The 11,967-nt window shown below is 62.9% G+C and carries 14 protein-coding genes and 1 tRNA gene; 6 read left to right on the forward strand and 9 right to left on the reverse strand.

What is annotated here, in order from left to right:
- Positions 1 to 1,158 carry an alcohol dehydrogenase-like regulatory protein ErcA gene (ercA, locus tag ACE3OV_RS16955; RefSeq protein WP_374328673.1) on the reverse strand — a complete coding sequence of 386 codons (1,158 nt, stop codon included), beginning with the start codon at positions 1,156 to 1,158 and terminating at the stop codon, positions 1 to 3.
- 49 nt (positions 1,159 to 1,207) lie between these two features.
- Between ercA and ACE3OV_RS16960 the strand changes: the two genes are divergently transcribed.
- The 6 genes from ACE3OV_RS16960 to ACE3OV_RS16985 all read left to right on the forward strand — a co-directional run bounded on the left by ACE3OV_RS16960 (position 1,208) and on the right by ACE3OV_RS16985 (position 7,786).
- Positions 1,208 to 1,435 (forward strand): hypothetical protein, encoded by a 228-nt coding sequence (locus tag ACE3OV_RS16960; protein WP_374328674.1) that lies wholly within the window; start codon positions 1,208 to 1,210, stop codon positions 1,433 to 1,435.
- Positions 1,428 to 1,769: a hypothetical protein gene (locus ACE3OV_RS16965; RefSeq protein WP_374328675.1), complete on the forward strand. Its 342-nt coding sequence runs from the start codon at positions 1,428 to 1,430 to the stop codon at positions 1,767 to 1,769. The genes ACE3OV_RS16960 and ACE3OV_RS16965 overlap by 8 nt, the downstream gene beginning before the upstream one ends.
- Before the next feature lie 56 nt (positions 1,770 to 1,825).
- The gene (locus ACE3OV_RS16970; RefSeq protein ID WP_374328677.1) at positions 1,826 to 2,008 is read left to right on the forward strand and encodes a hypothetical protein; all 183 of its coding nucleotides are present in this window, start codon (positions 1,826 to 1,828) and stop codon (positions 2,006 to 2,008) included.
- Between the two features lie 151 nt (positions 2,009 to 2,159).
- Positions 2,160 to 3,608, forward strand: a complete 1,449-nt coding sequence (locus ACE3OV_RS16975; RefSeq protein WP_374328678.1) for a YgcG family protein — start codon at positions 2,160 to 2,162, stop codon at positions 3,606 to 3,608.
- A 91-nt stretch (positions 3,609 to 3,699) separates the two neighbouring features.
- The gene (purL, locus tag ACE3OV_RS16980) at positions 3,700 to 7,632 is read left to right on the forward strand and encodes a phosphoribosylformylglycinamidine synthase (RefSeq protein WP_374328679.1); all 3,933 of its coding nucleotides are present in this window, start codon (positions 3,700 to 3,702) and stop codon (positions 7,630 to 7,632) included.
- A 63-nt stretch (positions 7,633 to 7,695) separates the two neighbouring features.
- Positions 7,696 to 7,786, forward strand: a tRNA-Ser gene (locus tag ACE3OV_RS16985).
- 119 nt (positions 7,787 to 7,905) lie between these two features.
- On the opposite strand, the gene ACE3OV_RS16990 is transcribed toward ACE3OV_RS16985, so the two are convergent.
- The 8 genes from ACE3OV_RS16990 to ACE3OV_RS17025 all read right to left on the reverse strand — a co-directional run bounded on the left by ACE3OV_RS16990 (position 7,906) and on the right by ACE3OV_RS17025 (position 11,867).
- Positions 7,906 to 8,310, reverse strand: a complete 405-nt coding sequence (locus ACE3OV_RS16990; protein ID WP_374328680.1) for a superinfection immunity protein — start codon at positions 8,308 to 8,310, stop codon at positions 7,906 to 7,908.
- 75 nt (positions 8,311 to 8,385) lie between these two features.
- Positions 8,386 to 8,679: a hypothetical protein gene (locus tag ACE3OV_RS16995; RefSeq protein ID WP_374328681.1), complete on the reverse strand. Its 294-nt coding sequence runs from the start codon at positions 8,677 to 8,679 to the stop codon at positions 8,386 to 8,388.
- Between the two features lie 146 nt (positions 8,680 to 8,825).
- Complete coding sequence (locus ACE3OV_RS17000; protein ID WP_374328682.1) at positions 8,826 to 9,158, reverse strand: hypothetical protein; 333 nt, start codon at positions 9,156 to 9,158, stop codon at positions 8,826 to 8,828.
- 139 nt (positions 9,159 to 9,297) lie between these two features.
- Complete coding sequence (locus ACE3OV_RS17005) at positions 9,298 to 9,495, reverse strand: hypothetical protein (RefSeq protein WP_374328683.1); 198 nt, start codon at positions 9,493 to 9,495, stop codon at positions 9,298 to 9,300.
- The gene (locus ACE3OV_RS17010) at positions 9,476 to 9,823 is read right to left on the reverse strand and encodes a hypothetical protein (protein ID WP_374328684.1); all 348 of its coding nucleotides are present in this window, start codon (positions 9,821 to 9,823) and stop codon (positions 9,476 to 9,478) included. The genes ACE3OV_RS17005 and ACE3OV_RS17010 overlap by 20 nt, the downstream gene beginning before the upstream one ends.
- Positions 9,824 to 9,896: 73 nt before the next feature.
- Entirely contained in the window at positions 9,897 to 10,283 is a 387-nt protein-coding gene (locus ACE3OV_RS17015) for a hypothetical protein (protein WP_374328685.1), read from the reverse strand.
- Position 10,284: 1 nt separating this feature from the next.
- Positions 10,285 to 11,247: a hypothetical protein gene (locus tag ACE3OV_RS17020; RefSeq protein WP_374328686.1), complete on the reverse strand. Its 963-nt coding sequence runs from the start codon at positions 11,245 to 11,247 to the stop codon at positions 10,285 to 10,287.
- A gap of 101 nt (positions 11,248 to 11,348) precedes the next feature.
- A complete protein-coding gene (locus ACE3OV_RS17025) occupies positions 11,349 to 11,867 on the reverse strand; it encodes a hypothetical protein (protein ID WP_374328687.1) in 519 nt (172 codons plus the stop codon).
- Positions 11,868 to 11,967 lie beyond the last annotated feature (100 nt).

Here is an 11,967-nt window from a genome sequence, read left to right on the forward strand (position 1 = left end):
TCAGAGGGCTTCGCCATAAATCGCCTTGATGTCGTCGACCGTCGCTCGTCGCGGGTTGGTCACCAGGCAGGCGTCCTTGGCGGCGTGGCTGGCCAGTTCGGGAATGTCGGCAGCGCGCACGCCGCGCGTTTCGAGGCTACCGAGAACGCCCAGCTGGATACGCCTGGCGAGAATGGCGTCGGTGATGCGGCTCACCACTTCGCGCGGGCTCAGGCCACGGGGGTCGATGCCCATGGCTTCGGCAATCTGCTGATAGCGTTCCGGCGCCGCCGCCGCATTGAAACGGATCACGTGCTCGAGCAGCAGGGCGTTGCATTCGCCGTGCGGCAGATCGAGATAACCGCCCAGCGGATGGGCGAGGGCATGGACCGCACCGAGGCTGGCATTGGAAAAGGCGATGCCAGCCTGCAGGCTGCCGAGCACCATGTTTTCCCGCGCTGCCATCAGCATCGGCTGGCTGACGGCGGTTTCGATGTTGTGCCAGAGCAGCTTGATGGCGGCCAGTGCGTGCAGGTCGACAATCGGCGAACTGGCTGTCGATACATAGGCCTCCATGGCGTGGGTCAGGGCATCCAGACCGGTGCAGGCGGTCAGGTAGGGATCCATGGTCAGCGTGGTTTCGGGGTCGACCAGCGAAACGTCGGGCACCATGCTCTTGCTGATGATGGCCATCTTGTAGCGGCCCGGCGTGTTGCAGATGATGCAGAACTGCGAGACGTCGGCGGCGGCGCCGGCCGTGGTCGGGATGCAGATCAGCGGCGGGCCGGGAATGTTGACCCGGTCTACGCCCTCGAAGGCGGTGATGTTGCACCGATTCGAATGGACGATGCCGATCCCCTTGGCGCAATCGACGACGCTGCCGCCACCGACGGCGACGATGACGTCGCAGTGTTCGCGGCCATAGACGAGGGCGCCGGCCATGACTTCGTGATCCTTGGGGTTCGGCGTCAGGGCCTGGAAGACCACCCACGGAACGCCGGCCTGTGCCAGATTGTCCTGCACCTCCTTCAGCCAGCCGGCGGCGATCACGCCGGGGTCGCTGACGATCAGGACCCGACGCGCACTGAAGTGCCGGGCGTAGTCGCCCACCCGGTGCCGGGCGCCGGCGCCGAAAATGAATTCGGGGACGACGAACTTGCGCATTTCATAATTTGCCATGGCCTGTGCATCTCCTCTCTGCGGGATTGCCCGGCTTGAATCGCTGCGCTTGAGCGCGAAACTTTTTTTCATTATGGCGCAGGTGCGCAGCGCTGGCTTTGCTTCTTTTGCCATTTGCAGCATTTGCGCACGAGGTGTTGCGTTCCTGTGCCGGGGGCTGGCAATCGCGTTGAGTACCGGCTCGCCGGGCTCACGGTCAATCGACGTTCCCGGCACCGGCAAGCTGGTCTATGCTCTGCCTGATGACGATCCCGATCCTGGAGAGTGCGATGGGTAAAATGCTTGCCGCCGGGCTGCTGGCGCTTGCCGCGATGGGGCCGGTGCTGGCGGCCGATCTGAAGATTCTTGCCTTCGACGACAATTCCTGCGCCGCCTGGAAGCAGGCGGCCGACGATCCCGACCGGCGTGCCGCGCAGGTGGCCTGGGCGCGCGGTTTTCTCAGCGGCCACAACTACGCCAACCAGAAGCAGCAGGTGACCGATGTTTCGGCCGGTACCGTCGAGCGCAACATCGAGCAATACTGCCGCAAGAATCCGGAAGGCCTGTTCATTGACGCCGCCTACCGGATGAGCGACAGCATGTCCGGACGCAACGCGCCGATCCGCAAGTAGTCAGCAATCCCCGGTCTGCGGTTAGAATATGCCAATCGACATAACCGGGGATCGCAATGGAATATCAGGTGCAGGACGAGTCCGAACATTACGCGATGGTGACCTTGCGTGCGAAGGCGATGAGCCTGTTCTTCGCCGAGAAGCTGGAAGCCATCGGTCTTGAATACCGGGACAGTCAGCGCAACAACGACGGCACGGTTTCCGTGCTCTGCCGCAAGACCGACAAGTACAAGGATTGAGCGGCGCTCGGCGACGCCCGCCGGCAAGTTTTCTCATCCGCTTGGCGCCGAATTGCGCTTGGCCGCTGTCTTTGCCCTGCCGCTCATCGCGCGCGGGCGGTTTCCGGCAACCCGGGTGGGGGTGCCGCAACGGTTTTTCCGGTGTCCCGCAATGCGCCTCCTGCTCTTCCTCTTCTGCCTGATCGCGCTGCCCGCCTGGGCCGTGTCCTACACGCCGCAGAGCGTGCCCAATCCGCGGCTGGTCAACGGCAGCCATGTCGCCGATCCCGACCAGATCATCGGCGCCGAAACCCTGGTGCGCATCGATGCCCGCCTGCGCCAGCTGGAACAACGCAGCGGCGTCCAGGTGGCCGTGGTGGCGCTCGATTCGATCGGCGATGTCGAGGTTTTCAGTTTCGCCCAGCAGTTGTTCGAAAGCTGGGGCATCGGCCACGCCGGGCGCGACGACGGCTTGCTCGTGCTGCTGGTGCGCGACCAGCGGGCGATCCGCCTGCATACCGGTTACGGCCTCGAAGGCGCTCTGCCGGACGTGGTCTGCAAGCGCATCCAGCGGGAATTCATGGTGCCCGCCTTCCAGCGTGGCGATTTCGGCGGCGGTCTGCTTGCCGGTATCGTCAAGGTCGATCGCATCCTGGCTGATCCGGCGCAGGTCCAGGCTTTGCCGGCGCTGCCTGTGTCGGCCGAAGCGACGCCCTGGGAGGTCTTTCGCGTCGCCGCCTCGGCATTGGGTGGTGTGGCGCTGGTGCTGGTCTTCGGCTTCAAGTCGGCCAACGGTTACTTTTCCGGCGATGCGGCGGCGCCCGAAAACCCGCCCATTACCCCGGGCTGGTCGCGGCGGGCCTGGCTGGGTGGCTTCGCATTCGGCCCGGCGGCGATCATCGTCGCCTGTAACCTCTTGCCGCTGACCTCGCCGCTGCTTGTCTGCGGCGCCGCGTTGTACGGGTATTTCGCGCTGCTGGCGGCTTTCCAGGCCTGGCGGCAGCAGGTGGCGCTGCGTCAGCTAGCGGCCCGGGGCGAGTATTTCGCCGCCGGCGAACTGGTCGCCCGCGAGCAAGCCTTCTGGGGCTGGATGGCGGTCCTTTTTCCGCTGCCTTTCCTGTTTCATTACCTCTTTCAGCGGCAGCGCCGGATGCATTACCGCAATCACCCGCGCGCCTGTCCGAAGTGTCAGGCGCCGATGCGCAAACTCGACGAGGCGGCGGAGGACGAATTTCTCTCGCGCGCCCGACAGATGGAGGAGACTTTGCAGTCGGCCGATCACGACGTCTGGCTGTGCACGGCCTGCGGCGCGACGGCGACCTGGGCCTATCCGGGAACTGAATCGAAATACACGAAATGTCCGTCGTGCAAATGCCTGGCCTACACGCTCGAATCCGACACCGTGCTGGAGAAGGCGAGCTACGAAAGCCAGGGCCGGGGCGAGACGATCCATGTCTGCAAGTTCTGCGGCAAGCGCAAGACGACTTCCTATCGCATTCCCAAGCTGGTGCGGGAAAGCGCGGCGGGGGCGGGCGGCAGTTTGGGGTCGTCTTCGTCGTCCGGCGGCAGCAGTTGGGGCGGTGGCAGTTCCGGGGGCGGTGGCGCCGGCAGCAACTGGTGAGTTAGCGACGCGGCGGACGGCAAGGCGCGGCACGGGGGCGTGACGGCGTCGGGTATAATGCCCGCCTTTCCGCCACCGCCGAATTCACCTCATGGCCGACATTCTTTGCCTCAAGGGCGACGCCGCCTTTTCCGCCTTCCGCCTGCAACGCCTGCTCGCCCGCCTGAATGCGGCGGTGAGCGACATCGAGGCGGTAACCGCCGACTACTGGCACGTGATCGCGCAAAAGCGCGCACTGTCCGCCGACGAGCGCGCCAAGCTGGCCAAGCTGCTGGAAGAACTGCCGGCAGGCGAGGATAAGGGCGAACTGTTCCTAGTGGCGCCGCGCATCGGTACCATTTCGCCGTGGTCGTCCAAGGCCACCGACATCGCCTTCAACTGCGACCTGGAACCGGCCATCGAGCGCATCGAGCGCGTTATCGCCTTCCACGTGGTTGTGAAGCAAAACCGGGCGCTTTCTGCTGACGAGAAGAAGATCGTTTCCGGCCTGCTGCACGACCGCATGACCGAATCGGTGCTCGCCGGTTTTGCCGAAGCCGGCGAACTGTTCCGCCATTTCGAGCCGAAGCCGCTCAACACCGTGGACGTGCTGGCCGGCGGCAAGGCGGCGCTGGTCGAGGCCAACGGCACGCTGGGCCTGGCGCTGTCCGACGACGAAGTCGATTACCTGCTCGACATCTTCACCAAGGCCGGCCGCAACCCGACCGACGTCGAACTGATGATGTTCGCGCAGGCCAACTCGGAGCACTGTCGCCACAAGATCTTCAACGCCTCTTGGGTGATCGACGGGCAGAAGAAGGACAAGACCCTGTTCGGCATGATCCGCGAAACCCATGCTGCGGCGCCGCAAGGCACGATCATGGCCTACGCCGACAACGCCTCGATCATCGAAGGCGCGACCATCCAGCGTTTCTACCCGGATGCCGACCGTGGCTATTCGTACAAGGAAGAGCTGACCCACATCCTGACCAAGGTCGAAACGCACAATCACCCGACCGCGATTTCGCCTTTCCCCGGCGCGTCGACCGGTTCCGGCGGCGAAATCCGCGACGAAGGCGCCACCGGCAAGGGCTCCAAGCCGAAGGCCGGCCTCTGCGGTTTCTCGGTCTCCAACCTGAATCTGCCGGATGCGCCGCAACCCTGGGAACACGCCTACGGTCGTCCGTCGCGCATCGCCTCGGCGCTCGACATCATGCTCGAAGGCCCGATCGGTGCCGCTGCCTTCAACAACGAATTCGGCCGTCCGAACCTGACCGGCTACTTCCGCACCTACGAGCAGGACGTCGCCGGTACCGTGCGCGGCTACCACAAGCCGATCATGATCGCTGGCGGTCTGGGTTCCATCCAGGCCGAGCAATCATTCAAGGAAGAAACCTTCCCGGTCGGTACGCTGTTCGTGCAACTGGGCGGCCCCGGCATGCTGATCGGCCTCGGTGGTGGTGCCGCCTCGTCGATGACCGCCGGCGTCAATGCCGAAGACCTCGATTTCGCCTCCGTCCAGCGCGGCAACCCGGAAATCCAGCGGCGTGCGCAGGAAGTCATCGATCGCTGCTGGCAGATGGGCAAGGACAACCCGATTCTCTCCGTGCATGACGTCGGTGCTGGCGGCGTTTCCAACGCCCTGCCGGAACTCGCCCATTCGGGCGGCGTCGGCGCCAAATTCGACCTGCGCAAGGTGCCGACCCTGGAGCCGGGCATGTCGCCGGCCGAAATCTGGTCCAACGAATCGCAGGAACGCTACGTGCTGGCCATTCCGCCGAACCGTATCGGTGAATTCCAGGCCATGTGCGAGCGCGAGCGCTGCCCGTTCGCCGTGGTCGGCGAAGCCACCGGCGACGGTCACCTGACCGTCACCGACGCGCACTTCGGCGTCAATCCGGTCGACATGGAAATGGAAGCGCTGCTCGGCAAGCCGCCGCGCATGACGCGCGATGTCACGTCGCAGCCGTCGACCTTCGTGCCTTTCGACGCGGTTTCCATCGAACTGAAGGACGCCGCCTACCGCCTGATGCGTCTGCCGACCATCGCCGACAAGACCTTCCTGATCTCGATCGGCGACCGTTCCGTCGGCGGCATGACCGCCCGCGACCAGATGGTCGGCCCGTGGCAGGTGCCGGTGGCCGACGTCGCGGTGACCACGATGGGTTACCAGGGCTATCTCGGCGAAGCCTTCGCCATGGGCGAGCGCACGCCGCTCGCCGTGCTTGACGCGCCGGCTTCCGGCCGCATGGCCATCGGTGAGGCGCTGACCAACCTGGCTGCGGCCGATGTCGGCAGCCTGGATAAGGTCAAGCTGTCCGCCAACTGGATGGCGCCGTGCGGCGTGCCGGGCGAGGACGCCCGCCTGTACGCGACGGTCGAAGGCATTGCCGAGCTGTGCAAGCAGATCGGTGTGTCGATCCCGGTCGGCAAGGATTCGCTGTCGATGCGCACTGCCTGGGAAGAGGGCGGCGAGAAGAAACAGGTGGTGTCGCCGCTATCCTTGATCGTCACCTCGTTCGCCGCCGTCGACGACGTGCGCAAGACGAAAACCCCGCTGCTCGCCACCGACCAGGGCGAAACCGAACTGCTGCTGCTCGACCTCGGCAAGAACCGCCTTGGCGGCTCCTGTCTGGCGCAGGTCTATGACGCCACCGGCGACGATGCGCCGGACGTCGATGAACCGGCCAAGCTCAAGGGCCTGTTCGACGCCGTGCAGAAACTCAACCGCGACGGTCTGCTGCTCGCCTATCACGATCGTTCCGACGGCGGGCTGTTCGTTGCCGCCTGCGAAATGGCCTTCGCCAGCCGCCGCGGTGTCTCGCTCGACCTCGACGGCGTCTGTTTCGACGCCGCCGCGCTCGACGTCGACGGCGCCGAGAAGCGCCCGGACCTGATGGCCGGCCGCGATTTCGAGAATATCGTTCGCGCCCTGTTCAACGAAGAACTCGGCGCGCTGATCCAGATCCGCCGCGCCGACCGTGCCGCGGTCACGCCGATCCTGCGCGCCTGCGGCGTGCCTTACCACTTCGTCGGCCACATGAATGAGTGGGACGAAATCCGCGTCACCCGCAACGCCAAGCGCGTGCTGCGCGAGAAGCGTGTTGACCTGCAACGCGCCTGGTCGGAAACCAGCTTCCGCATGCAGGCGATGCGCGACAACCCGGACTGCGCCCAGCAGGAATTCGACCGCATCCTCGACGTCGCCGACCCCGGCCTTACGCCCAAGGTGACGTTCGATGCGCAGGAAGATTTCACCCAGGTCTATCGCGACATCAGCGGCCGCCCGCGCGTCGCCATCCTGCGTGAGCAGGGCGTCAACAGCCATTACGAAATGGCCGCCGCCTTCGACCGCGCCGGCTTCGCTTCGGTCGACGTGCATATGAGCGACATCCTCGCCGGCCGCGTCAGCCTCAAGGACTTCAAGGGCCTCGTCGCCTGCGGCGGCTTCTCCTACGGTGACGTGCTCGGCGCCGGCCAGGGCTGGGCCAAGACCATCCTGATGCACGACGGCTGCCGCGATGAATTTGCTGCCTTCTTCAACCGCAAGGACACCTTTGCGCTGGGCGTCTGCAACGGCTGCCAGATGATGAGCGCGCTCAAGTCCATCATCCCCGGTGCCGAACACTGGCCCGCCTTCCGCCGCAACCAGGTCGAGCAGTTCGAGGCGCGCTTCGTGATGACCGAGGTGCTCGATTCGCCGTCGATCTTCTTCGCAGGCATGGAAGGCTCGCAGATCCCCATCGTCGTCTCGCACGGCGAGGGCCGCGCCGTGTTCGACAAGGCCGACGACCAGGTCAAGTGCCTGTCTGCCGTGCGCTACGTCGACAACAAGGGCGAGCCGACCGAGGTCTATCCGTACAACCCGAACGGTTCGCCGGGCGGCCTGACCGCGGTGACCACGGCCGACGGCCGGTTCACGATCATGATGCCGCACCCGGAGCGCGTCTTCCGTACCGTGCAGATGTCCTGGCACCCAGAAAACTGGGGCGAGGATTCGCCGTGGATGCGGATGTTCCGCAACGCCCGCCGCTGGGTCGGTTGATCCCTGAATTTTCGGCAAATCGGTTTGACCGGCGCCGCGCTTCTGCTACAATGCGCGGCTTCCGGAGAGGTGGATGAGCGGTTTAAGTCGCACGCCTGGAAAGCGTGTGTGGGTTAATAGCCCACCGCGGGTTCGAATCCCGCCCTCTCCGCCAGTCAAATAGCGTAAAGCCGCATCCTGCAAGGGTTTGCGGCTTTTTCGTTTCTGTCGTGTCACCATTTATGTTACCGGGCGGATCGGTTGCGGTAACACAGCGTAAAACCGTGTAGCCAGTCAGTCTGACGTTTGTGGGGTCTCGGGCAACTCACTTCCACAGTGTTTACACTTAATCGCAGCTACTAGAATTTCTTCAGCACAAAAAGGACATTTTTTTGTGTCGAACTTGGGCGTCTCGGAATTACTAACGTGCTCCGTGCGCTTGAAAGCCCAAACGACGGCCACAACCCACCCCAAAAGAGACCAGCCTAGAAAGAGGTTCACCAACGATATCGCTGTAAGGTTTGGGTGCGATTTCTTCCATGCCTCAAAGGTCGGTAAAAAGTAGAGTGCCGGTAGTGCCAAGAAGAAACTCAGGGAGACAATTCGCCCGAACTCGTTCAACTCGCTTGTAGGAAATTGCCCCATGCTCCAACTGTAAGCAACCCAAAAAAGCAAAACCACAAAGCGTATAAAAAACATTTCGCTACCCCTTAAGTAAAATTCAATCTGAGCAAATGTAGGTTTTGCAGAGTGTGCATTCCTCGAAAATCGAAGTCATCTTGATTTTTTCTCTTTGGATTGAAGACAGGACAGCAACGCCTCGTTGCCGAAGTCTTTGACCGCATCGCTGATTCTATCGATCGAGGTTTCGCGGGGTTGCTGAAAAGCGCGGATCAATAAGGCTCGTGACCTTGGCGAAAGACCAGGCTTAAGCAGGTCTTGCAAGTCATTGATGTACTGACGGTGATACATGGCCACCTTCGCCTCTGCTACTTCAAGGTCGCAGTCTCGCTCTGCGTGCGCAGCCAGAGGAAGTAGAAATAAGGGGAGGAAGATTGCCGGAGACATATAGAGTTCCTTTTTTTTAGCACCTTCATAATGGCATATACCTAGTTTTGTTATCCAGTGTCATTGGTTCTTCGTTACCGTCACTGACGGCAAAAAGCCCGACAGGTCGCCGGGCTTCGGGGGGCGGTGGTCACGCTGGGGGCGGGTCAGCGGGCCGGGCGCTTTGCTGGCAACCGTGGGTGTCTGTACGGCGCGGCGGCAATAGCCGCCTCAAGCCGCAGGACGGGCGGCTCTCTCGGATCGGCCATCAGGGCCAGCAAGAATTTCAGCGGGTCGGTGGTCGCCGGTCGGGCCGGCAGGTGTGCGAACTGTTCCAGCCGGGTCATGTGATCCACCACATGCCTATCGCGCAGCAGTCGGGATGCCGTCACCTTCAGGCCCCTGCCATCTCGATAGCCAGCGGCCAGCGCGGCTTGCTGGGCGGGTAATCCACGGGTCAGGGCTTCGGCGAACTTGCGTTTCTTGAATGTCAGCGGCATATCAGAGTCTGGTTAGCAAAAAGCCGTGGGGACGACATAATATTTAGATGGGGAGGCGCGCGATTTCCAGTATTTTATTCATAGGAAATGTACGGACTGCCCCCCATGCCTTGTGGGCAGGGGGGTTCGGGCCGGTCGGTCACTTCTCGACCGTCAGTAGTCGCTGCTTGAGGTAGCGCGTCAACTCGCTGACGTGCAGCGTCTGGAAGCATGGCGGCATGTTCCGGCGTTCATGAACGCTGAACGGCAGGCCGGGGCGGCGCGGCTTCTGGACGAACACGCGGGCCTGCTGCGCCAGGTGCATCGCGTGCCCGATGTCAGCAGACCGGGGCAGCATGGCCGATCCTTTCACCGTGACACACAAGGCGGCTTGCTACTGCTTCGGCAGCAAGCAGGTTGATGTCGCATGCAATGCCGTTGCTTTCGCAAAACTCGTGCAGGCGCTGGCAGACCTCGTGCAATACCTCGTCGACCGCGTCTTCGTTCTCGCAAACCGAGTGCATGACTTCGCCGGTCAGGTTGCGGATGCCTTCGGACACACGTGATTGCCTGAACAGTTGGCGGGCAATGTCGGGCGCGAAGTTCTCATGCAGGGTGTGGTGGGTCTGCATGAACACACGGTTCATGATTGCGGTGCGTAGGTCGTCGTTCAAATAGCTGGTCATGATTGGTACTCCTTCAGTAGTTCGCGGATCGTCGCGCGGACGATTGCCAGCAGTTCGTGGGCGTCGTGGTCGGTCACGGTTGTGCCCCTTGGACAAGCAGCGTCCAGCCAGTCGCACGGGAGGGCGGTGCTTTCGGCTCGATAGGTTGAATCGCCAGCCACAGGTCGGCAGCGTGTTGGACAAGCGAACCGGCGTCATACTCGCTGCCCTCGATCCAATCGCCCGCGAAAACCATCACCGGGCGTGGCTTTGCGGCCTCGGCTTCGAGCGCCTTGATACGCCGATGCAGGCGCTGCAACTCGAAGCCGTTGGTTTTGATGTGGGTCAGCAGGTGGGGGAACGAAGCCTTGGTCGTTTTGGGCAAGCCCTTGGCCTGTAGCTCCCGTTCGACTTCGGCTTCGATCAGCGTAGCGGCAGCGTCGGGATCGTCCAGATATTGCTCGAAGGTTACGGCGCTCATGTTACGAACCCTCCACGATAACGGCCACCGCATCACCGCCGATATGCCACGAACGCTCCGCCAGCAGGCCAACGCTGCCGGTCTGAAACAGGCTGACAAGCGTGCCGTCGCCGGTCGGCGAGTCGGACATTTCGATGGCGGCCTCGCCGGACGGATGCAACTCCAGCTTGCTGTCGAAGATCGCCAGATCGCGGCAGGGAATCACCATCATGCCGTCGACCTCGTCGGTGGCAACCACATGCACGTCGGTGGTGAATGCACCGCCCCGAACGCCCATGCCGCCCCGGTTCTCAACGCTCAAAGCCAGCGCGGCAGCGACGCCAGACGCTGCGGCGATCACGTAGCCGGCGGCGCCACCGGCAGCGGCAATGCCGGCTTTCAGGTCGGCGACCGCATCGCCGGAAGCCGGGATGGCCACGGTATTGGAGTCGATCAGTTGGGCGACCAGCATCTGATTGACCGTTTTCGAGATGGCGGTCGACATTTCGGTTTTCACCATACCCAGCGCGGCATCGCCCCCGAGCGTCAAGAATTCCTTGCTCATCGCAACGATGGCGGCAGCCTTTGACGGCTCGGCATCGGTGCGGGTCAAGGTCGGCTTGGTAACGATCTTCATGCCGCCTTCCGTCGCACTGCCGGCACTGCCAGACGCCAGCATGGCATTGCGCGTGCTGACGTTCAGCGTCGGAACGAACAGGGCGAGCGCGTCCAGCAGACAGGTTTCGGCCAGCGTCTCCAGGTAGGCGTCGACCATCGCTTTGACTTCTGCCGTGTCGAAAATTTCTTCTCGGTAACTGATCGCCCCGACCGCCTTGGCGACGTAGGGATTTTCATGCCCGGCCAGCGACTCGAAGGCCCGCCGGGTCATACCGGCACGGGGTTGAAGCATGATCTCTTTGGCGACTTCGATAAAGCCGGCAGCGGCCTTGCGGCGGTTCGGCAGATCGCTGACGGCGGCTTGCAAGGCGCCCTGAGCGCGGAAAATCATTGCTTGTTGAAGGGAATCCATTTTGAATATCTCCTGAGGGGTTAGTGTGAAATCAGAATACGCGAACGCTATAAACTTCAACGTTTCGATTGAAGTTCGCTATTAAGTAGACGTGCCAGTGCCGGCGGCAGGTCGGCATGCGTCAGGTCGCGCAGCGTGGGTGCCCCGTGCTCGGTCAGATGATCGCGCAGCGCGGTCGCCACCAGCCACCAGATGCCCGGTAGCATACGCAGCAGGGCGTGCTTGTGCGGGCCGTCGCACAGTCGGGCGGCATCGTCCAGTCCGGCAGCGACAACGGCGGGTAGCTCGCCAGCGAGTTGAAGCAGCAGGACTTCAACCGGCTGCCCCGGTTGCTGCCGGGCAGCCAGCCATTGCCGGCAGGTCGGCAAGTGCAACAAGGTCGTGCTGCCCCTGCCGCCCCTCGCGTCCGCTCGCCTGACGGTCGGCATGCCTTCCTTGACCAGGCGGCGAAGCGTGCCCAGCTTCATGTTGAGGGCGACGGCAGCATCGGCCAGCTTGACCACATCGCCGCCCCCGGCAAGCGTTCCCGTTTTCGCCCGTTCCGCCCCGAAACGGGAATTTTCGGGTGCGGTCACAGTTCCGCAGGCTGCCGATCCATAATTTATGGCTCGCGGCGTTAAATTATGTATTTTGTCCATGATTTTGTTTTTCACTCCAAAAAGGGGCTTGGTAGAC

It is taken from the genome of Azonexus sp., from assembly GCF_041909095.1.
Taxonomy (GTDB): domain Bacteria; phylum Pseudomonadota; class Gammaproteobacteria; order Burkholderiales; family Rhodocyclaceae; genus Azonexus.

What these genes read in the sequence shown, in the direction of transcription:
- ercA (WP_374328673.1), bottom strand. Translation starts at nt 1,158, where the DNA reads ATGGCAAATTATGAAATGCGCAAGTTCGTCGTCCCCGAATTCATTTTC.
- ACE3OV_RS16965 (WP_374328675.1), top strand. Translation starts at nt 1,428, where the DNA reads ATGGGTAAAATGCTTGCCGCCGGGCTGCTGGCGCTTGCCGCGATGGGG.
- ACE3OV_RS16970 (WP_374328677.1), top strand. Translation starts at nt 1,826, where the DNA reads ATGGAATATCAGGTGCAGGACGAGTCCGAACATTACGCGATGGTGACC.
- ACE3OV_RS16975 (WP_374328678.1), top strand. Translation starts at nt 2,160, where the DNA reads ATGCGCCTCCTGCTCTTCCTCTTCTGCCTGATCGCGCTGCCCGCCTGG.
- purL (WP_374328679.1), top strand. Translation starts at nt 3,700, where the DNA reads ATGGCCGACATTCTTTGCCTCAAGGGCGACGCCGCCTTTTCCGCCTTC.
- ACE3OV_RS16990 (WP_374328680.1), bottom strand. Translation starts at nt 8,310, where the DNA reads ATGTTTTTTATACGCTTTGTGGTTTTGCTTTTTTGGGTTGCTTACAGT.
- ACE3OV_RS16995 (WP_374328681.1), bottom strand. Translation starts at nt 8,679, where the DNA reads ATGTCTCCGGCAATCTTCCTCCCCTTATTTCTACTTCCTCTGGCTGCG.
- ACE3OV_RS17000 (WP_374328682.1), bottom strand. Translation starts at nt 9,158, where the DNA reads ATGCCGCTGACATTCAAGAAACGCAAGTTCGCCGAAGCCCTGACCCGT.
- ACE3OV_RS17005 (WP_374328683.1), bottom strand. Translation starts at nt 9,495, where the DNA reads ATGCTGCCCCGGTCTGCTGACATCGGGCACGCGATGCACCTGGCGCAG.
- ACE3OV_RS17010 (WP_374328684.1), bottom strand. Translation starts at nt 9,823, where the DNA reads ATGACCAGCTATTTGAACGACGACCTACGCACCGCAATCATGAACCGT.
- ACE3OV_RS17015 (WP_374328685.1), bottom strand. Translation starts at nt 10,283, where the DNA reads ATGAGCGCCGTAACCTTCGAGCAATATCTGGACGATCCCGACGCTGCC.